General features: G+C 72.0%; 26 protein-coding genes and 1 pseudogene. 13 read left to right on the plus strand and 14 right to left on the minus strand.

Annotation, left to right across the window (positions count from 1 at the left end):
* Window positions 1-116 precede the first annotated feature (116 nt).
* Both ACQPZ4_RS47055 and ACQPZ4_RS47060 read left to right on the plus strand, forming a co-directional pair.
* The gene (locus ACQPZ4_RS47055; protein WP_433067033.1) at window positions 117-680 is read left to right on the plus strand and encodes an RNA polymerase sigma factor; all 564 of its coding nucleotides are present in this window, start codon (window positions 117-119) and stop codon (window positions 678-680) included.
* Complete coding sequence (locus ACQPZ4_RS47060) at window positions 667-1,608, plus strand: CU044_5270 family protein (protein WP_433051998.1); 942 nt, start codon at window positions 667-669, stop codon at window positions 1,606-1,608. The genes ACQPZ4_RS47055 and ACQPZ4_RS47060 overlap by 14 nt, the downstream gene beginning before the upstream one ends.
* On the opposite strand, the gene ACQPZ4_RS47065 is transcribed toward ACQPZ4_RS47060, so the two are convergent.
* From ACQPZ4_RS47065 to ACQPZ4_RS47080, 4 genes are read right to left on the minus strand one after another with little or no spacing between them, the layout of a single operon-like run.
* The gene (locus ACQPZ4_RS47065; RefSeq protein WP_433052001.1) at window positions 1,596-2,147 is read right to left on the minus strand and encodes an exonuclease domain-containing protein; all 552 of its coding nucleotides are present in this window, start codon (window positions 2,145-2,147) and stop codon (window positions 1,596-1,598) included. The genes ACQPZ4_RS47060 and ACQPZ4_RS47065 overlap by 13 nt on opposite strands.
* Window positions 2,148-2,163: 16 nt before the next feature.
* Window positions 2,164-2,655, minus strand: a complete 492-nt coding sequence (gene purE / locus ACQPZ4_RS47070; RefSeq protein WP_433067035.1) for a 5-(carboxyamino)imidazole ribonucleotide mutase — start codon at window positions 2,653-2,655, stop codon at window positions 2,164-2,166.
* A 29-nt stretch (window positions 2,656-2,684) separates the two neighbouring features.
* Entirely contained in the window at window positions 2,685-3,815 is a 1,131-nt protein-coding gene (locus ACQPZ4_RS47075; RefSeq protein ID WP_433052004.1) for a 5-(carboxyamino)imidazole ribonucleotide synthase, read from the minus strand.
* 31 nt (window positions 3,816-3,846) lie between these two features.
* Entirely contained in the window at window positions 3,847-4,416 is a 570-nt protein-coding gene (locus ACQPZ4_RS47080) for a hypothetical protein (RefSeq protein ID WP_433052007.1), read from the minus strand.
* A 129-nt stretch (window positions 4,417-4,545) separates the two neighbouring features.
* Here ACQPZ4_RS47080 and ACQPZ4_RS47085 point away from each other — a divergent pair, with 129 nt between their 5' ends.
* The 4 genes from ACQPZ4_RS47085 to ACQPZ4_RS47100 all read left to right on the plus strand — a co-directional run bounded on the left by ACQPZ4_RS47085 (window position 4,546) and on the right by ACQPZ4_RS47100 (window position 7,525).
* Window positions 4,546-5,061 (plus strand): toxin-antitoxin system HicB family antitoxin, encoded by a 516-nt coding sequence (locus ACQPZ4_RS47085; RefSeq protein WP_433052010.1) that lies wholly within the window; start codon window positions 4,546-4,548, stop codon window positions 5,059-5,061.
* Window positions 5,062-5,137: 76 nt separating this feature from the next.
* A complete protein-coding gene (locus ACQPZ4_RS47090) occupies window positions 5,138-5,998 on the plus strand; it encodes a DUF4097 family beta strand repeat-containing protein (RefSeq protein ID WP_433052013.1) in 861 nt (286 codons plus the stop codon).
* Window positions 5,995-6,756 carry an ABC transporter ATP-binding protein gene (locus ACQPZ4_RS47095; protein WP_433052016.1) on the plus strand — a complete coding sequence of 254 codons (762 nt, stop codon included), beginning with the start codon at window positions 5,995-5,997 and terminating at the stop codon, window positions 6,754-6,756. The genes ACQPZ4_RS47090 and ACQPZ4_RS47095 overlap by 4 nt, the downstream gene beginning before the upstream one ends.
* A gap of 10 nt (window positions 6,757-6,766) precedes the next feature.
* Window positions 6,767-7,525, plus strand: coding sequence for an ABC transporter permease (locus ACQPZ4_RS47100; RefSeq protein WP_433052019.1), 759 nt, complete (start codon window positions 6,767-6,769; stop codon window positions 7,523-7,525).
* A gap of 4 nt (window positions 7,526-7,529) precedes the next feature.
* Here ACQPZ4_RS47100 and ACQPZ4_RS47105 read toward each other — a convergent pair whose 3' ends face one another.
* A complete protein-coding gene (locus ACQPZ4_RS47105) occupies window positions 7,530-9,500 on the minus strand; it encodes a thioredoxin domain-containing protein (protein WP_433052022.1) in 1,971 nt (656 codons plus the stop codon).
* A 76-nt stretch (window positions 9,501-9,576) separates the two neighbouring features.
* Between ACQPZ4_RS47105 and ACQPZ4_RS47110 the strand changes: the two are divergent.
* A pseudogene (locus ACQPZ4_RS47110) lies at window positions 9,577-10,602 on the plus strand (acyltransferase family protein); the annotation flags it as partial.
* Between the two features lie 240 nt (window positions 10,603-10,842).
* Here ACQPZ4_RS47110 and ACQPZ4_RS47115 read toward each other — a convergent pair.
* Complete coding sequence (locus tag ACQPZ4_RS47115; RefSeq protein WP_433052025.1) at window positions 10,843-11,637, minus strand: class I SAM-dependent methyltransferase; 795 nt, start codon at window positions 11,635-11,637, stop codon at window positions 10,843-10,845.
* Between the two features lie 154 nt (window positions 11,638-11,791).
* Between ACQPZ4_RS47115 and trpB the strand changes: the two genes are divergently transcribed.
* The 3 genes from trpB to ACQPZ4_RS47130 are packed head-to-tail and all read left to right on the plus strand — an operon-like array spanning window position 11,792 to window position 14,417.
* A complete protein-coding gene (trpB, locus tag ACQPZ4_RS47120; protein ID WP_433052028.1) occupies window positions 11,792-12,988 on the plus strand; it encodes a tryptophan synthase subunit beta in 1,197 nt (398 codons plus the stop codon).
* A complete protein-coding gene (gene trpA, locus ACQPZ4_RS47125) occupies window positions 12,985-13,692 on the plus strand; it encodes a tryptophan synthase subunit alpha (RefSeq protein ID WP_433052031.1) in 708 nt (235 codons plus the stop codon). Before trpB ends, trpA begins: the two co-directional genes overlap by 4 nt.
* Before the next feature lie 20 nt (window positions 13,693-13,712).
* Window positions 13,713-14,417 (plus strand): GntR family transcriptional regulator, encoded by a 705-nt coding sequence (locus tag ACQPZ4_RS47130; RefSeq protein WP_433052034.1) that lies wholly within the window; start codon window positions 13,713-13,715, stop codon window positions 14,415-14,417.
* A 13-nt stretch (window positions 14,418-14,430) separates the two neighbouring features.
* Here the strand turns inward: ACQPZ4_RS47130 and ACQPZ4_RS47135 are convergent, their stop codons facing one another.
* From ACQPZ4_RS47135 to ACQPZ4_RS47145, 3 genes are all read right to left on the minus strand, one after another.
* A complete protein-coding gene (locus ACQPZ4_RS47135; RefSeq protein ID WP_433052037.1) occupies window positions 14,431-15,018 on the minus strand; it encodes a hypothetical protein in 588 nt (195 codons plus the stop codon).
* 112 nt (window positions 15,019-15,130) lie between these two features.
* The gene (locus ACQPZ4_RS47140) at window positions 15,131-15,808 is read right to left on the minus strand and encodes a response regulator transcription factor (protein ID WP_433052040.1); all 678 of its coding nucleotides are present in this window, start codon (window positions 15,806-15,808) and stop codon (window positions 15,131-15,133) included.
* A gap of 874 nt (window positions 15,809-16,682) precedes the next feature.
* Window positions 16,683-18,041, minus strand: a complete 1,359-nt coding sequence (locus tag ACQPZ4_RS47145; protein ID WP_433052043.1) for a sensor histidine kinase — start codon at window positions 18,039-18,041, stop codon at window positions 16,683-16,685.
* A gap of 170 nt (window positions 18,042-18,211) precedes the next feature.
* Here ACQPZ4_RS47145 and ACQPZ4_RS47150 point away from each other — a divergent pair, with 170 nt between their 5' ends.
* Complete coding sequence (locus ACQPZ4_RS47150; protein WP_433052046.1) at window positions 18,212-19,645, plus strand: alpha/beta hydrolase family protein; 1,434 nt, start codon at window positions 18,212-18,214, stop codon at window positions 19,643-19,645.
* A 207-nt stretch (window positions 19,646-19,852) separates the two neighbouring features.
* Here the strand turns inward: ACQPZ4_RS47150 and ACQPZ4_RS47155 are convergent, their stop codons facing one another.
* From ACQPZ4_RS47155 to mca, 5 genes are all read right to left on the minus strand, one after another.
* Complete coding sequence (locus ACQPZ4_RS47155) at window positions 19,853-20,095, minus strand: hypothetical protein (protein ID WP_433052049.1); 243 nt, start codon at window positions 20,093-20,095, stop codon at window positions 19,853-19,855.
* 222 nt (window positions 20,096-20,317) lie between these two features.
* Window positions 20,318-21,001, minus strand: a complete 684-nt coding sequence (locus tag ACQPZ4_RS47160; RefSeq protein ID WP_433052052.1) for a maleylpyruvate isomerase family mycothiol-dependent enzyme — start codon at window positions 20,999-21,001, stop codon at window positions 20,318-20,320.
* A 218-nt stretch (window positions 21,002-21,219) separates the two neighbouring features.
* Window positions 21,220-23,805 carry a putative bifunctional diguanylate cyclase/phosphodiesterase gene (locus ACQPZ4_RS47165; protein ID WP_433052055.1) on the minus strand — a complete coding sequence of 862 codons (2,586 nt, stop codon included), beginning with the start codon at window positions 23,803-23,805 and terminating at the stop codon, window positions 21,220-21,222.
* Window positions 23,806-23,997: 192 nt separating this feature from the next.
* Complete coding sequence (locus ACQPZ4_RS47170) at window positions 23,998-24,222, minus strand: hypothetical protein (protein ID WP_433052058.1); 225 nt, start codon at window positions 24,220-24,222, stop codon at window positions 23,998-24,000.
* 4 nt (window positions 24,223-24,226) lie between these two features.
* Complete coding sequence (gene mca, locus ACQPZ4_RS47175; RefSeq protein ID WP_433052061.1) at window positions 24,227-25,108, minus strand: mycothiol conjugate amidase Mca; 882 nt, start codon at window positions 25,106-25,108, stop codon at window positions 24,227-24,229.
* A gap of 97 nt (window positions 25,109-25,205) precedes the next feature.
* Here mca and ACQPZ4_RS47180 point away from each other — a divergent pair, with 97 nt between their 5' ends.
* Entirely contained in the window at window positions 25,206-25,631 is a 426-nt protein-coding gene (locus ACQPZ4_RS47180) for a DUF4307 domain-containing protein (RefSeq protein WP_433052064.1), read from the plus strand.
* Window positions 25,632-25,707: 76 nt separating this feature from the next.
* The gene (gene greA, locus ACQPZ4_RS47185; RefSeq protein WP_433052067.1) at window positions 25,708-26,208 is read left to right on the plus strand and encodes a transcription elongation factor GreA; all 501 of its coding nucleotides are present in this window, start codon (window positions 25,708-25,710) and stop codon (window positions 26,206-26,208) included.
* Window positions 26,209-26,224 lie beyond the last annotated feature (16 nt).

The raw sequence follows: 26,224 nt of genomic DNA on the forward strand, positions 1-26,224 counted from the left end.
TAACGGAAGAAACAGACAAAGGGTTGCGCCCGTGAACCCGTTCGGCCCCTTGCGCAGAGACATGTGCGGTACCACCGTCCGCGCTACAACGGGAGGAAGCCGATGGAACCGTGGTGATGACCGAGCCGGGCCCCGACGTCGGGGCCGACGACGCCGCGGCCGTGCGCGACCCGCGCCTCTTCGCGGTGCTCTACGACCGGTACGCCGCGCAGCTCTACCGGTACGCGCACCGCCGGGTCGGCCCGGAACAGGCCGAGGACGCGGTCGCCGAGACGTTCCTGGCCGCGTTCCAGCGCCGGCACCGCTACGACGCGGACCGGCCCAGCGCGCGGCCGTGGCTCTTCGGGATCCTGACCCGCGAGCTGGCCCGGCGGCATCGCGCGGAGAGCGCCCGCTACCGCGCCCTCGCGCGGGCCGGCACCGACGACGTGCACCCGGGCTTCGCCGACCGCGTCGACGCGGCGGTCTCGGCCCAGGCCCTGCACGGCCCGCTCGCCGGCGCCCTGGCCCGGCTGTCCCGGGGCGACCGCGACGTGCTGCTGCTCGTGGCGTGGGGCGACTGCAGCTACGAGGAGGTCGCCGAGACCCTCGGCATTCCGCTCGGCACCGTGCGCTCGCGCCTGCACCGCGCGCGCCGGCAGATCCGTGACGCTTTGGGGAGCATCGATGAACGAGCTTGATGTGCTGCACGACCTCGGCACCGCCCTGGACCCGGCGACCCCCGGCCACGCGCCCGCGCGACTGCGACACCGCGTCCTGCGCGACGTCACGGGCACGGAGCCCGTCGCCCACCGCCCATGGCGCCGGACGACGCACAGCGTCCTGCGCGACGTCGCGGCCGGGCCGGGGACATGGAAGCGCCGCCTGGTGCTCGCCGGCGCCCTCGCCGCCGTGGTGACCGCCGGCCTGCTGATCACGCAGGCCCTGGCACCCAACGGCAGCGCCTCGGCCGCGGCGGCGGACGTGCTGCACGGCGCGGCCGCGGAAGCGCGGGCACAACCGCCGCTCACGCCGCGCGACGAGCAGTTCGTGTACATCGAGTCGCGCACCAAGGCCGCCGCCCTGATGCCCGGCGTCCGCGCGACGTTCCCGGAGGAGCAGCGGACGGTCTGGCTCTCGGCCGACGGCTCCCGCCCGGGCCTGCTGCGCACCGAGGGCGGCGATATCGCGCTGCCCGGACAACGCGGCTACCGGGCCGACCTGCCGACCGACACGGCCAAGATGCGCAAGTACCTCTACGACCACGCCTCCGGCGGCAACCCGCGCGACCAGCAGGCCTTCACCACCGCCGCCGACCTGATCCGCGAGGCCTACCTGTCGCCGGCCGCCCTGGCCGCCGTCTTCGACGCGGTGGCGCGCATCCCCGGCGTGGACGTGGTCGGCGCCGTCACCGACGACGCCGGGCGCCCGGGCGTGGCGGTGGCCCTGACCGAGGTGCAGGGCATGCGCACCGAGCTCATCTTCGACAAGGCGACCCACGCATTCCTGGGCACCCGTTCCGTCATGGTCCGCGACGACCCGACGAGCGGCCTGTTGCGCGGCGACATCTTCTCCTCCGCATCGGTACTGCGCGTCGCGATCGTCGACCGCGCAGGTCAGACCCCGTAGGGGAACTGTCCGCGCTCGACGAGCTGCAGCACCAGCGCGGCGATGTTCCACGCGTCATCGGCACCGTTGTGGTGCCGCCCCTCCAGTGGCAGGCCGGCCGTCCCCAGGGCGCCGGCCATGCCCTGTTTCCGCGTCCCGTGCGCCTCGGCGAAGGCGGCCTTGGCGTTGACGTGGACGGAGCCGAACGGGTACCGGACAATCCCGGCGCACTGCCGCTCGAACTGCTTGCGGTCGTAGTCGCCCCAGCTCGCCCACGGCCGCGAGTCCGCGCGGTGCTCGCGCTCGAGCCGCTCGCACGCCGCGGCGAAGCCGAGCCCGGCCGCGGCTTCCGCGGCGGTGATCCCGGTCAGCCGCGTGCAGAACGCGCTGACCGTCGACCGCGCCGGCCGCACCATGATCCGGTCCCGGCCGACCCGCTCCCGCGCGTCCAGATCGACGACGCAGACCCCGATCTCGATGATCTCGTTGGTCTGCCCGGGCGGCGGCGGGCCCTCCCAGCACGTCGCCTCGACATCGATCACATTGAGCAGCCGTCCCATGGCCGCCCAGCGTAGGTCACGGCGCGGCGGTCTTCGCCTCAATTAGGGAGGCGGACAGCGCGGCGTCCTTCTCGGCGACCATGGCCCGCAGCGACTCCTGGAAGTCGCGGACCTTGGCCAGCAGCTCCGGGTTCGCCGCCGCGAGGATGCGCACGGCGAGCAGGCCCGCGTTGCGCGCGCCGCCGATCGAGACGGTGGCGACCGGGATGCCGGCGGGCATCTGCACGATCGACATGAGCGAGTCCAGACCGTCCAGATGCTTCAGCGGTACCGGCACGCCGATCACCGGCAACGGCGTGGCCGACGCCACCATGCCCGGCAGGTGGGCCGCGCCACCCGCGCCCGCGATGACGACCTTCAGGCCCCGGGCCACCGCCTCGCCGGCGTAGTCGAGCATGAGGTGCGGGGTGCGGTGCGCGGACACGACGCGGACCTCGTGGCCGATCCCGAACTCGTCCAGCGCCTCGGCCGCCAGCCGCATGACCGGCCAGTCCGAGTCGCTGCCCATGATGACGCCGACCTCGATCACTGGCGCGCTCAATGCTGGTACCCCTCCTCGAGAATGCGAGCGGCCCGGCGGGCGCGCCTGCGGCAGTCGTCCAGGTCGTCCCCGAGCACCGTGACGTGCCCGATCTTGCGGCCGGGGCGGACCTGCTTGCCGTACAAGTGGACCTTGGCGGTTGGCTCTTCGGCGAACAGGTGGTGCAGGCGCTCGTCGATGGACATGCCGCCGTCCTCGCCGCCCAGCACGTTGGCCATCACGACGGCGGGCGCGGTGAGGTTGGTGTCGCCCATCGGGTAGTCGAGCACGGCCCGCAGGTGCTGCTCGAACTGCGACGTGCGGGCGCCCTCGATGGTCCAGTGGGCGGAGTTGTGCGGGCGCATCGCGAGCTCGTTGATGAGCAGCCGGCCGTCCGCGGTCTCGAACAGCTCGACGGCGAGGATGCCCACGACGCCGAGCCCGGTCGCGATGTCGATGGCGAGGCGCTGGGCCCGCACCGCGACGTCCTCGTCCAGCCCGGGCGCGGGCGCGAGCACCTCGACGCAGATGCCGCCCTCCTGCACGGTTTCCACGATGGGGTACGCCGCGACCTGCCCCAGCGGCGACCGCGCGACGACGGCGGCGAGCTCGCGGCGCAGCGGCACCAGTTCCTCGGCGATGACCTCGACCCCGGGCGGTACGTCGGCCATGGACTGCGCGACGAAGACGCCGCGGCCGTCGTACCCGCCTGTCGCCGTCTTCACGATGATCGGCCAGCCGACCTCGTCGCCGAACGCCGCGACGTCGCCGTCGGTCCAGCGCGGCATCGGGAACCCGAGCTTCCCGAGGTGCTCGCGCATGGCCCGCTTGTTCTGCGCGTACTGCAGCGCGTCCGCGCCGGGCAGCAGGGTGAACCCCTCGCCGGCGAGCTGCCGGATGAGCTCGCCGGGGACGTGCTCGTGGTCGAAGGTGACGACGTCGCAGCCCTTGGCGAACTCCCGCAGTGCTTCGAGGTCGTCGTGGCGGCCGATCCGGACGTCGGCCGCCACGAGCGCGGCCCCGTCGTCGGGCGAGACGGCGAGCACGCGCAGCGACTGGCCGAGGGCGATGGCCGCCTGGTGGGTCATCCGGGCCAGCTGCCCTCCGCCCACCATGCCGACGACGGGAAGTCCGGTTCGGGTGTCCATAGGCTGGCCAGCCTATCCTCAGCCCGGGCGGCTAGACCGCGGGGCCGCGCTTGCGCAGCTCGTCCACGGACTCCATGGCCTCGCGGAGTTCGGTCAGCCAGGTGTCGGCGTGCTGGCCGACAAGCGCCACGCACCAGGCGAGCGCCTCCGAGCGCGACCGCGCGACGCCCGAGTCGACGAGCGTGTCGAGCACCTGCCGCTCGGCCTGGCGCAGGCGCGTCATGACCGGCGCCGAGTGCGTGGTGAACAGCTCCCGGACCTCGCCGACCTGCACGCCCCACGCGACCTTGCGGCGGTACCGGCGCTCGAGCTGCTGCGCGATGCCGATCCGCTGGTCGCGCGTCGTCTCCCGGAATCCGGCGATCCGGCCCTGCTCGGCTGCGGTCTTGTCGGCGTCCGTGGCGCCCTCGGCCAGGGTCGGCTCGCTCAGCCGGCCCACGATCAGGATCTCGTCGCGGTCGATCGTCACCTCGGCCGGGCCCTGGAACCAGGTCTCCGGCAGTGCGCCGCCGATCCAGGCGGTCGCGTCGTCGGCCGGCGGGGGCTCGCTGCGCGGTCCGCCGCCACGCCCCCAGGGGGCGTCTCCTCGTCGCATCATCATGCTTACACGATTACACCGTTACAGCCTTGCAGCTACTGCAGAGCCTACGCCGACAGCGGAATCCAGAAGTGGTGTCATGTGGTGTCACATCCTCTTGTGGTGACACCACCGTGGTGCTACCTTGGTGTCATGGACATCGACCGGTACGTCTCCGAACTCCAGACGCAGCTCGCCGCGGCGGCGGAGATCGGTGACCCCGAGGCCCGCGCGGTCGCCGAGCGGCTCAGCGGGGCGCTCGACGCGGCCACCCGCCTGACCGTGCTGAACGTGCTGAGCGACGTGGCCAGCGAGATCACGCGGGAGATCGCCCCCGGTTCAGTCGATCTGGTACTGCGCGGACGCGACCCGCACCTCGTGGTGTCACGCGCCGCCGAGCCGGTCGCCGCGCCCGCTCCCGCCGCCCCGGCCGCTCCGGCCGCGGCGCCCGAGCCGGGCGACGACACCGTCTCCTCCCGCACCACGCTGCGCCTGCCCGACCGGCTCAAGGCCCGGGCCGAGCAGGCCGCCGCCGAGGAGGGGGTGTCGGTGAACACCTGGTTCGTCCGCGCGATCGCCGCCGCCCTCGACCCCGACACCACCCGCGCCGCCCCGCCGCGGCGCCCGAGCAGCAGCAAGGGCGACAGCTTCATCGGCTGGGCCCGCTAACCCACTCCGCCTTCTTCAGTCCTCGAGTCCCGGCGTCCGCGGCGGGGCTGACTCGCCATGCCCTCTGGAGGTCATCATGCCCAGCTACGACGTTTCCGGCCCGATCGACCTGGACGTCAACGTCGGCGTCGCCCTCGTCGACATCGTCGCCTCCGACACCACCGAGGCGGTCGTCGAGATCGTCCCGACCAACCCCGGCCGCGGCGGCGACGAGTCGCTCGCCCGCCAGTCCACCGTCTCCTTCGACGGCGGGCGGGTGCGGGTGAAGGTGCCGCGCCGGCTCAACCTGTTCGGCAAGGGCGACTCCGTCGACGTGCGCTGCGAGGTCCCGACCGGCTCGCGGGTCACGGTCGAGAACGCCTACGGCTCGGTCCGGGCCCGCGGCGCGCTCGGCGACACCCGCATCGTCGCGAAGTACGGCGGCGTGACCGCGGACACCGTGGCCGACCTCGTGCTCGACGCGCCGTACGGCAGCACCGACATCGCCGAGGTGACCGGCCGGCTCGACGTCACCGCCGGCCACGGTTCCCTGCGCATCGGCCACGTCCACGGCGACGCCAAGCTGCGCGCCTCGCACGGCAACCTCGAGCTCGGCACCACCGCCGGGCACGTGGAGGCGGCCACGTCGGGCGCGCTGACCATCGACCGGGCGCTGGGCGACGTGACCGCCCGCAGCGCCCACGGCGCCATCCGCCTCCGCGAGGTCAGCGGCGGCGCGATCCGGCTCGACAACGGCTACGCGGACATCGAGGTCGGCGTCCCGACCGGCGTCGCCGCCTGGATCGACGCCAGCTCGGCCAACGGCCGCGTGCTGAGCGAGCTCAAGCCCGACCCCGAGGCCGCGGCCAGCGACCGCACGGTCGAGCTCCACCTGCACAACAACTACGGCAACGTCAGCATCCGCCGCATCAGCCCCCGGAAGGACGCCACGTCATGACCAGCCCCGCCCCCGCGATCCACGTGCACGGCCTGGAGAAGTCCTACGGCACGACGCCGGTCCTGCGCGGCGTGGAGTTCGATGTCACCGCCGGTACCATTTTCGCCTTGCTCGGTTCCAACGGCGCCGGCAAGACCACCGTGGTGCGCATCCTGTCCACGCTGCTGCGCGCCGATGCCGGAACGAGCACCGTCAACGGCTTCGACGTCGCGGCGCAGCCCGCCAAGGTCCGCGAGTCGATCAGCCTCACCGGCCAGTTCGCGGCCGTCGACGAGATCCTCAGCGGCCGCGAGAACCTGATGCTCATCGCCCGGCTGCGGCACCTGCGCAACCCCGGGCAGATCGCCGACGACCTGCTGGCCCGCTTCTCGCTCACCGACGCGGGCGCCAGGAAGGTCGCGACGTACTCCGGTGGCATGCGCCGCCGCCTCGACCTCGCGATGAGCCTGATCGGCGACCCGCCGGTCATCTTCCTCGACGAGCCGACCACCGGCCTCGACCCGCAGGCGCGCATCGAGGTGTGGAACGCGGTCCGGGAACTGGCCGGGCGCGGGACCACGGTGCTGCTCACGACGCAGTACCTCGACGAGGCCGAGCAACTCGCCGACCGCATCGCGATCCTGCACGAGGGCCGCATCCTCGTGAACGGCACCCTCACCGAGCTCAAGCAGCTGCTCCCGCCGGCCAAGGTCGAGTACGTCGAGAAGCAGCCCACGCTGGAGGACGTCTTCCTCACCCTCGTCGGCACGGACAAGTAAAGGAACGACGATGTCTCACTTCTTCGGCGACACCGCCACACTGACCCGGCGCTCCCTGAGCCACATCGCCCGCAGCATGGACACCATCATCACCACGACGATCATGCCGATCGCCTTCATGCTGCTGTTCGTCTACGTCTTCGGCGGCGCGATCGACTCGGGCTCGGACAACTACGTGCAGTACCTGTTGCCCGGCATCCTGCTCATCACGATCGCGTCCGGCATCTCGTACACCGCGTTCCGGCTCTTCCAGGACATGCAGAGCGGCATCTTCGAGCGCTTCCAGTCGATGCCGATCGCCCGCTCGTCGGTGCTGTGGGCGCACGTGCTCACCTCGATGGTCGCCAACCTGGTCTCCGTCGTGGTGGTCGTGCTGGTCGCCCTGCTCATGGGCTTCCGCTCGGGCGCCGGCCTGCTGTCCTGGCTCGCCGTGACCGGCATCCTGCTGCTGTTCACGCTGGCGCTGACCTGGATCGCCGTCCTGCCGGGCCTGACCGCCAAGTCGATCGACGGGGCGAGCGCCTTCTCCTACCCGCTGATCTTCCTGCCCTTCATCAGCTCGGCCTTCGTGCCCACCGCGTCCATGCCGGGCCCGGTGCGCGCCTTCGCCGAGAACCAGCCGGTGACGTCGATCGTGAACGCCGTGCGGCACCTGTTCGAGCAGCAGCCGGTCGGCACGGACATCTGGATCGCCCTCGGCTGGTGCGTCGGCATCCTGGTGGTCGCGTACGCCTTCGCGATGCGGGTCTACCGCCGCAAGATCTCCTGACCCGTCAGGACAGCTTGGCCACCAGATCCTCGAGGGCCGTCACCGGCGCGTCGCACACGAAACCCCGGCACACATACGCCGTGGCCGTGTCGTCGCGCAGGGGGCGGCCCTCGAGCAGCGGTACCCCCGAAGCGTCCGGCGCCCCGGCGACGATCACGGCCCCGGGCGGCGCGTGCCACCACGCCGCCGCGACGAGCGGATCGGCCGGGTCGGCCGTCGCGATCGCGATCTCGAAGGGCCCGGAGTGCAGCGCCTCCCCCGCCGCGCACGCGTAGCCGGTGAAGCGCCCGTGCGTCGCGGCGACGACGGCCACGGTCGCGAGGCCGCGCTCGGCCGCCTCGCGGTAGGAGGTGTCGGCGGTCAGCGCCGAGTACGTCACCAGCGTCGCGCACACCGCCGACAGCCCGGACGGCGTCGCGTTGTCGGTGATGTCGGCGGGGCGGGCCACGAGCGTCTCGGCGTCGTCGGCGGTGTCGAAGAACCCGCCCGAGTCCGGGTCGCGGAAGTGCGCCAGCGCGACGTCCAGCAGCTCCTTGGCCAGCGCGAGCCAGCGCCCGTCGCCGGTGGCCTGGTGGACCGCGCAGAAGGCCTCCGCGACCGCGCCGTAGTCCTCCAGGACGCCCGCGGGCGCGCCGGCCACGCCGTCGCGGGACACGCGGCGCAGCCGGCCGTCGACGAGGTGGGTGCCGGCCAGGAACTCGGCGACCGCGACGGCGAGGGAGACGGCGTCGGGATCGTCGTACGCCTTGCCGTACTCGATCAGGCCCGTGACCGCGAGGCCGTTCCAGGCCGCGACCACCTTGCCGTCCCGGGCGGGCTGCGGCCGGGTCGCCCGCGCGGCGAGGAGGCGGGCGCGGATGTCCTGCCAGCGCTCGACGTTCATCGGGTCCTCGGGCAGCTGCAGCACCGACGCGCCGTGCTCGAAGGTGCCCTCGGGCGTGACCTGCAGCAGGTACCGCGCCCAGGCGCCGTCCACGTCGCCGAGGAGCTCGTCGAGCTGGGCGGGCGTCCAGACGTACGTCAGGCCCTCCTCCCCGTCCGCGTCGGCGTCGAGGGCGGAGATGAAGCCGTGCCCGTCGTAGAGGTCCTGGGCCAGGAACGCCACGATCTCGCGGGCCACGCGGCGGCCGGTGCCGCTGCCGGCGATGCGGTCGAGGTGGGTGTACACCCGCAGCAGGAGCGCGTTGTCGTAGAGCATCTTCTCGAAGTGCGGCACGGTCCAGGTGCCGTCCACGGCGTAGCGGGCGAAACCGCCGGCGAGCTGGTCGTACATGCCGCCGCGGGCCATCCGCTCGCAGGTGAACCGGACCGCGTCGAGGATCGCGTCGTCGCGCGTGCGCTGGTAGTGCCGCAGCAGGAACAGCAGCGCCATGTGCGGCGGGAACTTGGGCGCCCCGCCGAAGCCGCCGTGCTTGTCGTCGTAGGACTGCATGAGGGTGGTGGCGGCGGCTTGCAGTACCGATGCGTCCATGGGGTTGGAAGGCGGCCGCTCGGCGACCTTGCGGACCGCGTCGACCACCGCGGCACCCTGCCGGAGCACGTCCTCGCGCTGCTCCTGCCAGGCGTTGGCCACGGCCTGCACGAGGCGCACGAACGCGTCGCGCGGGAAGTAGGTGCCGCAGTAGAACGGCTCGCCGTCGGGCGTGGCGAACACCGTCATCGGCCAGCCGCCCTGGCCCGTCATCGCCTGGGTGGCCGTCATGTAGACCGCGTCGACGTCGGGCCGCTCCTCGCGGTCGACCTTGATCGGTACCGTCAGATCGTTGACGACCTTCGCGACGCCCTCGTGCTCGAAGGACTCGTGCGCCATCACGTGGCACCAGTGGCACGCGGCGTAGCCGACCGAGATGAGCACCGGCACGTCGCGGCGGCGCGCCTCCTCGAACGCCTCGGGCGACCACTGCCACCAGTCGACCGGGTTGTCCTTGTGCTGCTGCAGGTAGGGCGAGGTCGCCCCGGCGAGACGGTTGGCCATGTGGGTCAGGCTACCCAGGCCGGTTGAGTACATGTACGGATGAGCGCGGCACCCGCGCGACGTCACGCTGAATGGCATGCGTAACCGCTATGTGGACCTCCTGCGCGTCGTCTCCCTCGGCGTGGTGATCGCCGGGCACTGGCTCATGGTCATCGTCGAGCCGACGGCGACGGGCGTCCGCGCCACGAACACCCTGGCCGTGCTGCCCGGGCTGCAGCCGGCGACCTGGCTGCTGCAGGTGATGCCGGTGTTCTTCCTGGTCGGCGGGTTCTCGCACGCGACCGCCAGCGCGTCCGTGCGCCGGCGCGGCGGGGGCTACGCCGACTTCGTCCGCTCCCGCGCGGGGCGCCTGCTGCGGCCGACGGCGGTGTTCGTCGCGGTGTGGCTGGCGGTCGCGCTCGCGGTCGAGGCGTCCGGGCGCGACGAGGGGCTGCTGCGGCTCGCCACCCGCACGGTCGCGCAGCCGCTGTGGTTCCTCGGCGTGTACCTCGGGATCGTCGCCCTCGCCCCGCCCCTGCACCGCCTGCACCGCGCGCTCGGGCGCCGCGCGTGGGTCGTGCCCGTCGCGCTCGGGGGCGCCGCGGCGCTCGTCGACGTGCTGCGGTTCGCGGGCGGCGTGCCCATGGTGGCGTACCTCAACGTCGCGTTCGTCTGGCTCGCGGTGCACCAGCTGGGGTACCTCTACGCCGACGACCTCCTCGGCCGCCGCTCCGCCTGGCTGCTGGCCGGCGCCGGGCTCGCCGCGACGGTGGCGCTGACGACGGCCGGGCCCTACCCGGTCTCCATGGTCGGCCTGCCCGGCGCGCCGATCTCGAACATGTCGCCGCCCACCGTCGCGCTGCTCACCCACGCGCTCTGGCTGGTCGGCCTGGTGCTGCTGCTGCGCGCCCCGATCACCCGCTGGCTCGCGCGCCCGCGCGTCTGGGCAGCCGTGATCCGGGCCAACGGCGCGGCGATGACGGCGTTCCTGTGGCACCTGACCGTGCTGTTCGCGGTCCTCGGCGGGCTGCTCGCCCTGGACGTCGCGGGCCCGCCGGTGGGCTCGGGCGCGTGGTGGCTGCTGCGTCCACTGTGGATTCTTGGGTTGGCCCTGCCGACCGCGGCCATCGTCCTGGCCCTGCGCTGGGCCGACCGCCCGCGCAAGGCCTCGATCGCGGGGCCCCGACGCCCGGGCACGGTGGCCGCGATCGGCGGAGCGGTGCTGTGCACCCTGGGCGTGCTGGGGCTGTCGGCGGTGGGCTTCGGCGGCGTCCTGGCGGGCCGCACGGCGATGCTGGTGGTTCTCCCGGTGACGCCCGCCTCGGCCGCGGCCGCGATCGCCGTGGGCGCGCTGATGTTGTGGCTATCGCGGGGCCCGCAGGTTTTCGAGTCCGGCCCGCAGGTTTTCGTGTCGGGCCCGCAGGTTTTCGTGTCGGGCCCGCAGGACGAGCAGGTCGAGGGCGTCGATCACCGGGGCGGCCTGGTCGGCGGCCTTGAGCCGGGCGAGGCCGCGCGCATACGCGTCGTCGTCGATCAGCACTAACGGCGTGTGGGCGGCCCGGTCGAAACTGCCCAGGACGGCCGCCATGGTCGGCGCGGTGAGCTGCGGCACCGGTTCAAGAGCAAGGGCCACGAATCCGCTTGTACCGAATGATCCTGCGACCTCCGCCGCCGACGGAAACCGCGCGTCGAGCACGGCCGCGGCCTCGGGGAAGTAGCGGAACAGCGAGACGCCGTCGGGGCGGCCGGCGAACACGGACCGGATCAGCACCAGGCCGCCGGGGCGCAGCACGCGCCTGATCTCGGCCGCGGCCGCGCGCAGGTCGGGGATGTGGTGCACGACGGTGGAGAGCCAGACGGCGTCCACGGACCCGTCCGGGAGCGGGATGTGCGCGGCGTCGCCCTCCTCGATCCGCTCCGTCGCCGCGGCGCGCATGGCCGGGGACGGGTCGAGGCCGAGGGGGATCAGGCGGTACCAACGGCGAAAGGCCGACATCCAGTGACCGGTGCCGGCGCCGAGGTCGAGGATCCGCGTCCGCGCGTCGGGGCGCAGGTGGTGGGCGATGCGCTCGCGCCACGCGCGGAGGCCCTCGTCCTGCGGGTGCCGACCGGCCACGAACGCGGCCGCGGCCCGGGTGTCGTACTCGATGATCGCCACCCGCCCAGTCTGGACACGCGACCGGTTTCGTGCCACCGCGCCCGCGGCCCGGGTGTCGTGATCGATGATCGCCGCCCGCCCAGTCTGGACACGCGCCCCGTTTCGTGCCACAGTTCTAGAACAGTAGACAGTTCTAGAACTGTGGAGGCTCATCATGGCTGAGCTGCTCATCCGCCCGCGCCGGGACGTCGAGCGCGGGCCGCTCATGGGCGACCCCGGCGCGCTGGGGCGGTTCGGGGAGTACGGCGGGCGGTACGTGCCCGAGTCGCTCATCGGCGCCTGCCGCGAGGTCGAGGACGCGTTCCGCGAGGCGTGGGCCGACCCGGGGTTCCGCGGGCAGCTGGACCGGCTGCTCGCGACGTACGCGGGCCGGCCGACGCCGCTCACCCCCGCGCTGCGGCTGTCCGCCGAGCTCGGGCTGACCGTGCTGCTCAAGCGCGAGGACCTGACGCACACCGGCTCGCACAAAATCAACAACGTGCTCGGGCAGGCGCTGCTGGCCAAGCGCATGGGGCGGACGCGCCTGATCGCCGAGACCGGCGCCGGCCAGCACGGCGTGGCCACGGCGACCGCGGCCGCGCTGTTCGGCCTCGACGCGACGGTGTTCATGGGCGCCAAGGACATCGAGCGCCAGGAGCTCAACGTCTTCCGCATGCGCATGCTGGGCGCCGAGGTTGTCCCCGTGCACACCGGCGCGCAGACGCTCAAGGACGCGACCAGCGAGGCCATGCGGCACTGGGTGGGCGCGGTCGCGACGGCGCACTATTGCATGGGCTCGGTGCTGGGCCCGGCGCCGTACCCGTGGATGGTCCGTGAATTCCAGCGCGTCATCGGCGACGAGGCGCGCCGCCAGTGCGCCACCGAGCTGCGCGCCGCCGTGCCGGACTACGTGGTCGCGTGCGTGGGCGGCGGCTCGAACGCGGCCGGCACCTTCGCCGGCTTCGTCGACACCCCGGCCCGCCTGATCGGCGTCGAGGCCGAGGGCGGCGCGGGCGCGAGCCAGGGCTCCCTCGGCGTGCTGCACGGCGTGCGCTCGATGTTCCTGCAGGACGACGACGGCCAGGTGCTCGAGGCGCACTCCATCGCGGCCGGGCTGGACTATCCCGGCATCGGCCCCGAGCACGTGCACCTGCGGGACCTCGGGCGGGCGCGGTACGTCACGGTCGCCGACCCCGAAGTCGTCGACGCGGCCATGCGGCTGGCGCGGACCGAGGGCATCATCCCGGCCCTGGAGTCGGCGCACGCGCTCGCCTGGGTCATGCGGGGCGAGCTGCCGGCCGGTTCGACCGTGCTCGTCACGGTGTCGGGGCGGGGCGACAAGGATCTCGGGTCGCTGCGGGGGGCGCTGTGAAGCTGCTGATGCCGTACATCACGGCCGGCATCACGCCGTCGTGGACCTCGTACCTGCCGGCGTTCGCTTCCGCGGGCGCTTCCTATATCGAGGTCGGGCTGCCGTTCTCCGATCCCACTCTGGACGGTGCGACGATTCAGTCGGCTACGTCTTTGGCGCTTGAGCGCGGGGCGACGCTGGATCGGATATTTCGCGATTTGTCCGAAATCTCGGTTTCGGTGCCACTGATCGCCTCGACATATGCGAATCTGGTCATCCGCTCGGGCGCGGCGGCGTTCGGTGCCCAGCTGCGGGCCGCCGGCTTCACCGCGCTGATCGTGCCCGACCTGCCCCTCGAGGAGTGCGCCGAGGTGGCCGAGCACATCGACCTCGTGCTGCTCGCCTCCCCCGCGACTCCCGATGCCCGCCTGACCGAGATCGGGCGCCGCAGCAAGCATTTCGTGTACGGCGTGACGGTCATGGGCACCACCGGCGAACGCGCTGAGCTCGCTGCCTCCGCCGCGTCCCTGGCCACCCGCCTCAAGGCCAGGACATCGCTGCCGGTATTGCTAGGATTCGGCATCTCGACCCCGTCCCAGGCCGCCGAGGCCGCACAATTGGCCGACGGCGTCGTGGTCGGCGCGGCCGTGATGCGCCGAATCCTCGACGGCGCCACCCCGTCGGAGGCCGCCGCGTTCGTGGGCTCGCTGCGTTCGGCGATGTAGTGCTGAAGGAGGCTGGACGCTTGCCACGCGAGGGTGAACCCCGCTACCGAGCCATAGCCACCGACCTGGCGGCCAAGATTCGCGGCGGCTTCTACGCCCCCGGCAGCGCCTTGCCGGCCCAGCGCGACCTGAGCACGTCGTACGGCGTGACGCTCATGACCCTGCGCCAGGCCCTGCGCCAGCTGAGCGACGAGGGCCTGATCGTCCAGCAACCGGGGCGGGGCACCTTCGTGTCCCCGCCCCACCTGGCCTACCGCCTGGGCTCCCTGCGCAGCCTCACCGACGACCTGCGCGACCAGGGCTTCGAGGTCCGGACAACGGTCATCTCGGCCGCCCTGGTCGACGATGCCCTGCGCCTGGAGCGGGTCCGCGAGTTCCGCGGCCGCCCGTCGATCCACCAGATCTCCTGGGTCGCACCCCCACACGCTGCCGCGCTGGTCGACGTCGACTTCACCACGACGGCCCTCTACACCGCCCTGTCCACGATCGGCGTCCCGGTCGTCCGCGCCACGGAGACGGTGAGCCCGGCTGTGCTTCCCGAGCCTTCCCAGGTGTACTTGCGGGAGCCCCCCAACACGCCCGTCTTCATCAGCACCAGGGTCACGTACACGCTGGACGACACCGAGGTGGTCTCCGACCGCGCGGTGATCCTGGGCTCAGCCATGGAGATCAAAGCCGAACGCGCCGCGACGGCGCTGTCCCTGACCTGGTCCGGATTCTCGTAGTTTGCTGTCGTTGTCAGACGTGTCCTCTCAGCGATTCGTCGTACGTCACCACCGGGTCCCCGCCGAGCACGCCCTTCGCCGCCCGCTGGAACGCCGTGGCCTGACTGCGCCGCTTGAGCTGAATCGCCAGCTCCCCACACCCTGGGCGCCCGTCGAGCCGCGCGATGGCACTGGCGGGGAGCAGCGCGACGGCATCGGGCTGTCCGGAGGGCCGCGCCACGACTCCGACGACGCTCCCGGCCACCCCGCGCCCGGCCCTGGTCACGGTGACCCGTTCGCCGAGCTTGAGCCCCCGCCCGTCCACGGCAAGGATCTCGGCCTCACCCTGCACCGCGCGCCCCTGCACCAACGCGGCCCGCTGCAGGCCGGAGTTCCGTACCGCCGTCAGCACGGTCACCTGCTCGAGCTGCATCCGCGCGGTGGCCACCCCGACGTCGAACAGCGTGTCATCGCACTCAACGGCCTCGGCCTCGGGAAGCTCTCCCAGCCGCTCGACCTGCTGCGGCGTGAATCGGCCGACGAGCCGTACGTCAGCGCCGCCCGGCAGATCGGCGAACCGCTCGGTCCCCCCGAACCGATCGAGCACCACAAACGCCCCCACGGCAGCGACCGCAAACCCGGCGACCCCGGCAATCCCCCGCCTGCTCACACTCGGTGACGCTAGGCCACCACGCCCCCAGCACCGAACACCCGCGCCGGTGTGTCAGCCCACCTCACCCTGCCCCTCCCCCTTCCTGCGGCGGATTCACCGAAGTCCGATCGAGATAGGTCAACACCGCCACCACCCGCCGATCGTGCTGATGCGCGGACGCCGGCAACCCCAGCTTCGCGAACACCATGTTGATCTGATTGCTGACCGACTTCTCAGCAAGCCGCAACTCCCCGGCGATCGCCGCATTGGACTTTCCTTGCGCCATCAGCCGCAGTACGTCCAACTCCCGAGGCGTAAGCCCAGAAAACTCCTCCCGCACATCGAGCAGCTGCCCCACCACCTCCGGATCCATCACCGTCCCCCCAGCCGCCACCTGCCGCAACGCCTCGGTGAACTGCCGAACCTCCCCCACCCGATCCTTGAGCAGATACCCAACCCCACCAGCACTTTCGGACAACAGCTCCCGCGCATAGAGCCGCTCCACGTACTGCGAAAGCACCAGCACCGGCAACCCAGGCACCACCCGCCGAGCCGCAACAGCAGCCCGCAACCCCTCATCGGTGAACGTAGGCGGCATCCGAACATCAACCACCGCAACGTCGGGCCGCACCTCAATCAACCGCTCGGCCAGCCCTTCCCCGGACCCGACGGTCGCCACAACCTCAAACCCGTACGCCCCCAGCATCCGACTCATCCCGTCGCGCAGGAGCATCTGATCCTCAGCAATCAACACCCGCACGGCCGCCACCCCCACCCAGCCGCCACTTCGCCACCCATCGCCGCCCGAAGCAACAAGCCCAAGCCCCACGGCCCCACTCCGCCGCCGCACGCCCGCCCGCCGTTGCAGGCGCGGCTGCCGTTGCGGGCCCGGCTGCCGTTGCGGGCCCTCCCGCCGCCGCACCGGGCAACGAGCCGATGGCCCACCGCGCCCACTCCATCGCCGAGCGCCCGACTGCCGCCGCACACCCTCCCATCGCCGCACCCAACGGCAAGCCCACGACCCACCTCGCCCGCCCCACCGCCGAGCGCCCTCCTACGGCCCTGCCCCGCAATGAGCCCCGGGGCGGCCGCATCCGCCCGATCGCCGTGAGCCCTCCAACCGCAGCGGGCCCTCCTGCAGCCAAGCCAAACAACAAGCCCGAGGTCCGCCGCCAATGCACCGCCACGCACTCATCTAGCACCCCACCGAGCGAGGAGCTGGACGCCCGCCGCCCCCTGCTCGACCCCGACCACCCGCCCGCGCCAGTCCCCAGCACTCTGTCCGCGGCCAACCTCAGCGCTCCACCCGTGCTCGTCCTCTGCACCGCGCCCATGCTCAACGCATTGCCTGTCTCCACCCGGGCATCCTGTCGTGCCCAGCCCTAACCGCGCAGCCCCGGGATGCTTCTCCCTCCCATCACGATGCGGCTCGCCACTCCCACCAAAGCATCGCGAGATTCAGGGCTGGCACCCCGCCACTGCGTCGCGAGATTCCAGCGCCGACACCCGTCACAGCGTCGTGAGGTTCCAGGGCCAGCACTCCCGCCGCGGCCTCGTGAAGTTCCAGGGCCAGCACCCCCGCCGCGGCCTCGTGAAGTTCCAGGGCCAGCACCCCCGCCGCGGCCTCGTGAGGTTCAGAGCTTGCATGGCAGGTCCATGTCCAGCACCGTGGGGCCGCCCGGCGGGCTGTCTAGGCGCAGGCTGCCGTCGAAGGCCGACAGCCGCCGCTGGATGCCCAGCAGCCCAGTGCCGCGCTCCGGATCGGCGCCGCCGTTGCCATCGTCGGCCACGCTCATCGTCAGGCGCGGGCCCAGGTCGACCACGCTGACTTTGATGCGCTTGGCCCCGCTGTGCCGGATCGCGTTGACCAGGGACTCCGCGAGTACGAAGTACGCCGCCGCCTCGACCGGCGGTGTCAGCCGCCGCTTCAGCCGCAGGTCGAGATCCACCGGCAGCTTGCTCGTCAGCACCAGCGCCTGGATCGCCCCGGCCAGCCCCCGGTCGGCCAGCACCGGCGGATGAATGCCGCGCACCAGGCTCCGCAGTTCGGTCAGCGCCGCTCCGGCGTCGGCCCGCGCCTCGGCCAGCAGCGCCCTCGCGTTCGTCGGGTTGTCGTCGAAGACGTCGTCGGCGATCCCCAGGCTCATCGCGACCGAGACGAGCCTCGCCTGTGCGCCGTCATGCAGATCGCGTTCGATGCGCCGCAGCTCGGCCGCCGACGAATCGACGAACTCGCTCCGCGCCGCGGTGATCCACCGAAGCCGCGCCTCCGTGATCTCCCGCCGCCTCGGCCCGAGCAGCTCCGCCCCCATGCGTGCCTGCCAATCGACCAGGCGCTGCGCGATCCGCGCCGACTGGAAGCCGAGCCCGACGCCGATCGGCACCAGAATCCAGATCCACACCTCCGAGCGCCCGGTCAGCTCCAGCACCACGGGATCAAAGCCGGTCGGTTTCGGCAGCATCAGCTCCAGCAGCGGCGCCGTCACACACTCGACCGCGGCGATCCACAGCCCCGCGAGCAGCACGAACGAGAGCACACCCACGAAGGCCTGGCACAGCAGCCACGCGACATCGCGCCACGTCTGCGGGTCGGTGATGGTCGTCCGCAGCCAGGCCGTCACGCGCACCACGATCCGCGAGCTCAATTGCTTGTGCCGCGGCACGGCCCGGTAGATCGCGATCGGATCCCAGCCGTACACCGGTGTGCCGTAGTTCGCCGGGTTGCCCTCGTCATCGGCGACGACCTCGGTGTATCGGAACCGACGCCCGGCTGCGGTGTCCGGATCGCGGGCGAGCCGGCGCCGCTGTATCCGGGCCAGTCCTCGCGTGGCCATCACGGCCACCGTGAACAGTGCCACTCCCACGCCCGCGGCAAGACTCGTCGGCACCGAGACCACGAGCAGAACCAGAAGCGGCACCGCGGCCAAGCCAAGCAGCGCGCCGAGCGCCAGCCATCCGATATCGCCGATGTGAGCCTTGATCCGGTGTCTCATGGTGAGCGCCTCACTGGTGTTCGTTCCCCCGTGACGCCTCGAAGGTAGGCGGCGGCGCGGGTGACCGACAGGGTGCCTGCACCCCAATCGAATTCAGGTGCAGGCACCCTGGGCCGCCAACCCCCCAACCGACGAACCTCAACGTCGAACCAAGACGAGGAGGCACGTCGATGCAACGAGTCGCAAGAGCCGTGGCCGCCCTGGCCGCGGCGATCGCCGCAGCGATCATCCCGATGACCCCATCCCACGCCGAACCCGGCGCCGTGACCAGCACCGATGTCACCTTCACCGGCAGCGGCGGAGTAGTCCTGCACGGCACCGTCCTCACGCCCACGGGCGCGACAGGACGGCACCCGGCCATCGTGATGCTGGAGGGCGCAGGCAATCGCGGACGCGAATATCTCCGCCCGGGAGCCGAGGCCTACGCCCGCCAAGGCGTCGTGACGCTGATATACGACAAGCGAAAAGTTGGATACTCCCTGCTGCACCGCGACTACGCGGTGCTCGCGGGCGACGCCCTCGCCGGACTCCAGCTCCTCCGAGCCCGCCCGGACGTCGACCCCGCCCGAGCCGGGCTGTGGGCCCTCTCGGAAGGAGCGTTCGTCGCACCGATCGCCGCGACCCGCTCGAACGACGTCAAGTTCCTGATCACAGTCGGCGCCGTCGGCAACACCCCCGCCGCCCAAACCGCATGGGAGTACGACGAATACCTGCGCCACGCCGGCGTCTCAGCCGCGGTATCACGGGCCCTCCGCAAGGACATCCTGCCCGCCGCGATCGACGCCGGCCTGTTCCCGGAGCACGACTTCGAGCCGGCCCCGCTCTGGCGCCAGGTACGCCAACCGGTCCTCGCCGAATGGGGCGAACTCGACCGCGACAGCGTGCCCGCCGAGAGCAGCCGAATCATCGGGGACGCCCTGAAAGCCGGCGGCAACACGAGGTACCAGGTCAGGTTCCTGAAGGGTGTGAACCACAACCTGCACATCACCGCCGCGGACGGCTTCGACCGCCTACCCACCCTGCCGGACAACTACGCCCAGTTCGAAACGGCCTGGATCAGCTCCAGCCCCGACACCGACGGCCCCACCTCGAGCGAAACCGCAGCCGGCAACTCCAGCAGCTCGACGGACGGCTCGGTGACCTCGGCCGAGGCCACTGCCCTGGCATCTGATTCGTCGGCCGAGGCGATCGAGCGAGCGCCGTGGTACCACCGGTCGTGGCCGGTCGTCGTCGCCACCCTGCTGCTCCTCGCCGGGTTCCTCGTCGCGCCGGTCCGTCTGCGAGGCGGCCGCACCCGAGCGGTGTGGCTCGCGCGCTGGCTGGCGCTGGTCGGCCCGGCGGTCATCGTGGGCATGAACCTGTACTTCGTGTTCCTGCTCGCCACCGCCGGCAAGGTGACCGGTCCCGTCGTGTTCGGCCGGCCCCTGCCCTGGCTGGCGCTGGAGCTGCTGACCGTCGGCACCGCAGTGGTGGCCGTCGCTGCCGGGATCTCGTGGTGGCGCTCCGGCAATGGGTACCGCAACCGCGTGCGGCTCGGACTGTCCATCGGAGCCGGCGTACTGCTGCTGCCGTGGGTCGCGTCCTGGGGCCTGCTCGTGCCGTGACCACTGCCGCGGCGAATGGTCGGTCCTTCGGGGCCTGTCTGCCAAGACCGCGACTGGAGCTGGGTCGGGCTGCGGCTGCCGCGGCGGCGGTGGTTGCCTTGGCCGGGCGTTCCACGCGGCAGAGTCTTTGGCCGCTCGTGCCGCGACTGCAGTCACGGCGCCGGGCGCGTTGACCGGCTGTCCGGCGAGGCCGACGTCTCGCCGGGCTCAGGCCGTGACCGCCGCTGCCGTGACCGCCGCTGCCGTGACCGCCGCTGCCGTGACCGCCACTGCCGTGACCGCCACTGCCGTGACCGCCACTGCCGTGACCGCCACTGCCGTGACCGCCACTGCCGTGACCGCCACTGCCGTGACCGCCACTGCCGTGACCGCCACTGCCGTGACCGCCACTGCCGTGACCGCCACTGCCGTGACCGCCACTGCCGTGACCGCCACTGCCGTGACCGCCACTGCCGTGACCTGCGGTCCGGCAAGGTTGGCCGATGCCTCGCTGGCTTGTGCCGCGACTGCCGTGACAGCCACTCGGGGGGCGGGCGCATTTGGCCCGACGTCCAGCGGGGGCCACGTTCGGCGCGAGCGGCGCGATCGGGCCGTGGGGTCTCCCCCACGGCGCCCCGCGGCGGCGGTCATGGCCGGTAGTGGTTGGGGAGCGGGCGAGCGAGCGGAACGGCGCTAGGCGGTTGGTGCGGTCCAGTGGGGGTCGCGGCCGAGGTAGCGGAGGAGGGTTGCGGTGTCGTCGTCGGAGGGGGTGGCGGGGACGATCGCGGCGTAGGCGCCCCAGGCTCGGAGGGGTTCGGTGAGTTCCTGGGCGACCTTGAGCAGGTCGCGGGAGAGGGAGTTGTCGAGGGGGGAGGGCTGGTTGGTGGCTCGGGCGATGTCCCAGGCGTGCACGGCAGCGTCCAGGGCGCAGGCACCGGCGGCCAGCCAGGCCGGGAGTTTGCCCTGCGGGAGAGGGGTGGCTACCTCGGGGGCGTCCTGAGGGATGGCGGAGTACGTCGCGGCGGAGGCCCGCATCGTCTCCTCGGCGAAAAGGGCCAAAGCTGCGAAGTCGGCCGAGTCCGCGCCGGGCTCCGAAGCGGCCTCCGCACTGGCGTCCGAGGTGGCGTCCGAGGTGGCGTCCGAGGGCAGGTGGCCGGTCGGGGCGAAGGGGTCGAACGTTGGCCAACCCGTGCCGGTCACTGCGGCGGCGTAGCCGAGTTGGTCGCCTGCCGCGTGTTGGAGGACCTGGGCGACGTTCCACTCGGTGCACGGGGTTGGGCGGAGCCAGTCGGGGTTCTGGATGCCCGCGATGGCGGCACGCAGGGCTCGGTGGGCCTCGTCCAGCACGGTCCAGGTGCTCGTCGGCTGCTCGTTCATGGTTCCTGCTCCCATCGGGGCTCACCGTCCTTCTGACACCCTCATCCTATCAGAACGGAATGCTCCATTCCAATAGAACGAGCGAGATCGGCCACGCGGCGAGGAGGACACGGGAGACCCCCGAGGAGAAGAGGGCACGGAGAACCCACAGGGACCAGCAAGAGAGCTACATAAGTCTGGGGAAAGGGCCAGCGAGACCGGGCAAGGAGAGGAAGAGGTCAGCCCGTGCCTTCGGACCGCAAGTGGCGGCGTTGGACCTGGCGGCGTTCGCGGAGGACGGACTGCAGGCCCTCCGGGGACAACGGCGGGAAGAACAGGAAGCCCTGCGCCGCCGTGCAGCCCAACTCCGTCAAGCGGGCTCGCTGTTCCGGGTTTTCCACGCCCTCCGCCACCACGCGCAGGCCCATGCGGCGGGCCAGGTCGACCGTGGTTTGGACGATCGCGCCGGCCTTCGGGGAGTCGAGCATCTGGGCCACGAACTCGCGGTCGATTTTGACCTCCTGGACCGGGACTCGGGTCAGGAGGGTGAAGGCCGAATAGCCGGTGCCGAAGTCGTCGATCGCCAGCTGTACGCCCAGGCGTTGGACCCGCGACAGGACGTCGTCGATCACCGGGGAGTTGGAGAGCATCACGGTCTCGGTGATTTCCAGGACCAGGAACTCGGCGGGGAGGCGGTGGCGGGCCAGGAGGTCGTTGATCGTCTCGGGGAGTTGGCGCTCCGCGAGGCTCCGGGCCGAGATGTTGACGGCCACTGGTACCGCCAGGCCCGCCCGGCGCCAACCTGCGGCCAGGAAGATGGCTCGCTCCAGGACCCAGTGGGTCAGGGGGCCGATCAGTTCGCTCGCCTCTACGGCCGGCAGGAACTGGGCGGGCATCAGGCGGCCGCGGCGGGGGTGGCGCCAGCGGATCAGGGCTTCGACGCCGGTGACGGGAGCGGGGACGGCGGCGGCAGCTGCCGCCGGCTTGCCCGGGGTGCGCTGGCTCGGGATCGAGCGGCCGGGGACGGGGCCGCTGGAGACGACCGGTGGGGTCGAGCCCGGCACCAGGGCGATCGCCGGTTGGAGCTCCAGGGTGAGCTGGCCGTCGCCGGGGGCGTTCAGGGCCTCGCGGAGTTCGGCGAGGAGGGCCAGGCGGTCGGTGCTGGCGTCGTCGCGGGCCGGGTCGTACCAGGCGACCGGCTGGGCGCCGTTCTTGGCCTGGTACATCGCGATGTCGGCGCGGCGCAGGAGTTCCGTGAGGTCGGCCGAGCCGGCCGGGGCGACCACGACGCCGATCGACGTTTCCTTGGAGAGGGTCACGCTGTCGATCTCCATGGGGGCGGCGATCTGGGCGCCCAGCTTGCGGGCGCGCTCCACCGCGGCGGCCAGGGCCAGGTCGTCGGCGCCGGTGGCCATGTCGGTGATGAGGATGGCGAACTCGTCGCCACCCAAACGGGCACACAAGTCAGAGGACGGGGAGTCGAACGAGTCCTGGACCCGGCCGGCGATGACCTTCAGGACCTCGTCGCCGGCGGTGTGGCCGAGGGCGTTGTTGACCTCTTTGAAGTCGTTGACGTCCAGCAGCAGGAGGGCCACCGGAGCGCCCGGAGCGCGCGCGGCCAGCTGGAGGTTGCCTCGGGCCAGCAGGGCGGCGCGGTTCAGGAGGCCGGTCAGGGGGTCGCGCACCGCGTCGTACGTCGTGCGCTCGCTCATCGCCCGCAGCTCGCCATGCGTGATCGCGTCGTGCAGCGCGGCGGCCAGGGCGTCGCCGAAGGTGGCCAGCATCAGGCGGTCGCGGGGGCGCTGCGGCTCGGGGCCGGCCAGCTGGAGTTCGCCCACCGCGACCGTACCCACGGTCAGCGGGCGGCTCGTGTACGGGCCCGGCGGCAGCTCGCCGTGCGCGCGGCCGCCCGACAGGACGATGCGGGCCGCGGGGACGTGGAAGAGGCGGATCGCGCCCGTGATACCGGCGCTGGCGGCGTCGCGCTCGTTGAGGCGGTTCAGGTCGCGGGCCACGTCGGCGAACTCGGACCAGGTGCGGCGCTCGTCGTCCTCGCCGATGCGGTTCGCGTAGAACTGGTGCATCAGCCAGAGGACCGGCGGGAGCAGCAGGAGCAGGAAGCCGCTCGTCGCGCAGGCCCAGACGATCACCAGGCCGACGGCCACGTTGCCGACGAGCATCAGAGGGGTGCTGGTGACCATGGTGGAGACGGTGGCCCGCAGGTCGCCGCCCGCGGCCACGATGCGCAGGACGACCAGGGCGAACGTGGCCACGAAGTAGACCGCCGCGGCGGCGCACAGGGCGGCCACGAAGCGGGTCGGCAGGCCCTCGCGGTCCGGGCCGCTGCCCCAGATCACGACCATGACGAGGGTGGCCAGGCTGGCGCCGACGGTCAGCGCGGCGACGCCATAGATGCTCTCGCGCACCGGGCGGGCGCGGGTCGCGCGGGCGTCGACCACGTGGAGGGCGGCGTGGGCGGCGGCGAAGCCGAGCAGCGCCACGGGCGGGACCAGCTCGGCCGGCAGGCTCGCGAGCAGGACCACCACCGCGGCCTCGCCCCAGGCCAGCCGGGCCAGGCCGCCGCCGGCGCGGACGCGCAGGCGGGCCAGCTGGGAGACCATGGCGACGGCCGCGCCGACCAGGACCGCCGTCGGCACCGCGGGCAGCCTGTCGACACTGAACCGATTCAACGCGGCCGCGACCGCGCCCTCGGGCAGGCGGGTGGCGGCCACCAGAGCGGCGACGACGCCGAGACCGGCGACGGTCACCATGAGCGCGATCAGGCGCGTCGGCAGGGAGCGGTCGGCACGCACCGGGGCGGTCATCCGCACCACCTACAGCGCGCTGCGACGAGGCGGGATGCCAGGAGGCTGTTGGCCGTCACCGGTGCCCCTTTCCCCTGCTCCACAGGGATGCGCGCTCGGCAAGTGGAACGCGCACCTCGTGAAGGCTAAGCCACGCGGGATGGGGACAACAGTGGCCAACGATGCGTTTCTAACTCAGATCATCGACCGGCACTACTCAGGGGGACTGGCCGGGTCCGATGCCTGGTCGCCCTTCTTCGGGGCGTCCGGGTCGGGGAACTCGGCCGGCAGGCGGCGGATCCGCATGGTCATGTTGCGGATCAGGAAGACCGTCGCGATGCCCAGGAGCACGATGATGAGCAGCCCCATGGGGCCGGCCAGGCCCCCGGAGCGGGTGTCGCCGAAGTTGTTCTCGGCCAGAACGTCCAACGCGCCCATACCGTCACCTTACGCCGGTGAAGAGATCGTCTTCCGGCGTGCTGGTCTCGACGAAGGACTTGACCAGTTCGTAGTCCTCGGTGGGCCAGATCTTCTGCTGCATGGTCAGCGGTACCGCGAACCAGAAGCCGTCCGGGTCGACCTGGGTCGCGTGCGCGCGCAGGGCGTCGTCGCGGACCTCGAAGAACTCGCCGCACGGGACGCGGGTGGTGGTGCGCTGGTCGGCGTCGGGGTACTCCTCGCCGTCGTGCCGCTCCTGCCACTGCTTCAGCCATTCGGTGTACGGCGACTCCCCCGTCGCCTCCAGCATGGCCTCGTGCAGCATGGTCATCCGCTTCCGGGACCAGCCCATGTTGTAGTACAGCTTCTGCGGCTGCCACGGCTCGCCCGCGTCCGGGAAGCGCTCCGGGTCGTTGGCGGCCTCGAAGGCGGCCACGCTGACCTTGTGCGTCATCACGTGGTCGGGGTGCGGGTAGCCGCCGCGCTCGTCGTAGGTGGTGATGACGTGCGGCTTGAACTCGCGGATGAGCTTCACCAGCGGCTCGGCGGCGACCTCGGGGTCCATCAGGCCGAAGCAGCCCTCGGGCAGCGGGGGCAGCGGGTCGCCCTCGGGGAAGCCCGAGTCGACGAAGCCCAGCCACGCCTGGCGCACGCCGAGGATCTCGCGGGCGCGGTCCATCTCGGCGCGGCGGATCTCGGCGATGTTCTCCCAGATCTCGGGGCGGTCGAGCTTCGGGTTGAGCACGCTGCCGCGCTCCCCGCCGGTGCAGGTCACGACCAGGACGTCGACCCCGTCGGCCGAGTACTTTGCCATGGCGGCCGCACCCTTGCTCGACTCGTCGTCGGGGTGTGCGTGCACCGCCATCAAGCGCAACTGCTCGGTCACGAGCTATCCCTCCAGAGAGACCCGCCGCGAGGCGCGGCGACATTCCGACCCTATTGTGGTCAGTACCTCTGACAAAAAACGACGAGGACGCACTCCCGTGACAGCACCAGAAGAGACGCACGCCACAGTCAAGTACCCGCCCGGCCGCTACGGCCGCCGCCGGGAGCCGCAGCCGCGGCGCCGCTGGCTGGTGTTCGCGCTGGCCGCCGTGGTGGCGGCGGCGGGGCTGGCGATCGCGTGGCAGCTGTACCAGCAGTACGGGCCGCAGGACTTCGAGCCGCAGGTCCAGCGCTTCTACAACATCACCGACGACGGCATCTCGGTCGAGTTCGTCGTGCGCAAGGAGCCCGACCAGCGCGCCGTCTGCAGCGTGCGGGCGCGCAACGCCGCCGGCGAGGAGGTCGGCCTGGCCCAGGTCGACGTGCCGCAGGGGGCCGAGGCGTTCGTCACATACCGCCTGGCCACGAGCGACCGCCCGGTCACGGTCGAGGTCCCGGCGTGTTCGCCCCTCAAACAGCGATGAAATTGAAGTGGCGGCGGTGATGCGAGTCACTGGTACGTTAGTAGTTTGACCGAGCGTGCCCGTAAGGAGATCTTCAGTGTCGACCACCGACGGCAACCAGGCCACCACCTGGCTGTCGCAGGACGCCTATGACCGGCTGCAGGCGGAGCTCGACGAGCTCATCGCCAACCGCCCGGCGGTAGCCGCCGAGATCAACGCACGCCGCGAAGAGGGCGACCTGCGCGAGAACGGCGGCTACCACGCCGCCCGCGAGGAGCAGGGCAAGGCCGAGGGCCGCATCCTGTACCTCAAGGAGTTCCTCCGCAAGGCGGTCGTCGGCGACGCGCCGACCTCGAACGCCGTCGCGCCCGGCACCGTGGTCACCATCCAGTTCGACGACGACGAGGACGACACCGAGAAGTTCCTCCTCGGCTCGCGGGAGATCGCCGCGACCACGGACCTGACCGTGTACAGCCCGGAGTCGGCCCTCGGCAAGGCCATCCTCGGCTCGAAGCGCGGCGACGTGGTGACCTACACGGCCCCCAGCGGCGCCGCGATCAAGGTGAAGGTCATCGAGTTCGAGCCCTTCGGGGGCTGATAAATCGGACGAAACG

Source organism: Dactylosporangium sp. CS-033363 (assembly GCF_050942475.1).
In the GTDB taxonomy this organism is placed as follows: domain Bacteria; phylum Actinomycetota; class Actinomycetes; order Mycobacteriales; family Micromonosporaceae; genus Dactylosporangium.

What these genes read in the sequence shown, in the direction of transcription:
- ACQPZ4_RS47085 (WP_433052010.1), top strand. Translation starts at nt 4,546, where the DNA reads ATGGACATCGACCGGTACGTCTCCGAACTCCAGACGCAGCTCGCCGCG.
- ACQPZ4_RS47090 (WP_433052013.1), top strand. Translation starts at nt 5,138, where the DNA reads ATGCCCAGCTACGACGTTTCCGGCCCGATCGACCTGGACGTCAACGTC.
- ACQPZ4_RS47055 (WP_433067033.1), top strand. Translation starts at nt 117, where the DNA reads ATGACCGAGCCGGGCCCCGACGTCGGGGCCGACGACGCCGCGGCCGTG.
- purE (WP_433067035.1), bottom strand. Translation starts at nt 2,655, where the DNA reads ATGGGCAGCGACTCGGACTGGCCGGTCATGCGGCTGGCGGCCGAGGCG.
- ACQPZ4_RS47060 (WP_433051998.1), top strand. Translation starts at nt 667, where the DNA reads ATGAACGAGCTTGATGTGCTGCACGACCTCGGCACCGCCCTGGACCCG.
- ACQPZ4_RS47095 (WP_433052016.1), top strand. Translation starts at nt 5,995, where the DNA reads ATGACCAGCCCCGCCCCCGCGATCCACGTGCACGGCCTGGAGAAGTCC.
- ACQPZ4_RS47170 (WP_433052058.1), bottom strand. Translation starts at nt 24,222, where the DNA reads ATGGGCGCGTTGGACGTTCTGGCCGAGAACAACTTCGGCGACACCCGC.
- ACQPZ4_RS47150 (WP_433052046.1), top strand. Translation starts at nt 18,212, where the DNA reads ATGCAACGAGTCGCAAGAGCCGTGGCCGCCCTGGCCGCGGCGATCGCC.
- ACQPZ4_RS47080 (WP_433052007.1), bottom strand. Translation starts at nt 4,416, where the DNA reads ATGATGATGCGACGAGGAGACGCCCCCTGGGGGCGTGGCGGCGGACCG.
- trpB (WP_433052028.1), top strand. Translation starts at nt 11,792, where the DNA reads ATGGCTGAGCTGCTCATCCGCCCGCGCCGGGACGTCGAGCGCGGGCCG.
- ACQPZ4_RS47075 (WP_433052004.1), bottom strand. Translation starts at nt 3,815, where the DNA reads ATGGACACCCGAACCGGACTTCCCGTCGTCGGCATGGTGGGCGGAGGG.
- ACQPZ4_RS47065 (WP_433052001.1), bottom strand. Translation starts at nt 2,147, where the DNA reads ATGGGACGGCTGCTCAATGTGATCGATGTCGAGGCGACGTGCTGGGAG.
- ACQPZ4_RS47145 (WP_433052043.1), bottom strand. Translation starts at nt 18,041, where the DNA reads ATGAGACACCGGATCAAGGCTCACATCGGCGATATCGGATGGCTGGCG.
- ACQPZ4_RS47160 (WP_433052052.1), bottom strand. Translation starts at nt 21,001, where the DNA reads ATGAACGAGCAGCCGACGAGCACCTGGACCGTGCTGGACGAGGCCCAC.
- ACQPZ4_RS47165 (WP_433052055.1), bottom strand. Translation starts at nt 23,805, where the DNA reads ATGACCGCCCCGGTGCGTGCCGACCGCTCCCTGCCGACGCGCCTGATC.
- ACQPZ4_RS47100 (WP_433052019.1), top strand. Translation starts at nt 6,767, where the DNA reads ATGTCTCACTTCTTCGGCGACACCGCCACACTGACCCGGCGCTCCCTG.
- ACQPZ4_RS47105 (WP_433052022.1), bottom strand. Translation starts at nt 9,500, where the DNA reads ATGGCCAACCGTCTCGCCGGGGCGACCTCGCCCTACCTGCAGCAGCAC.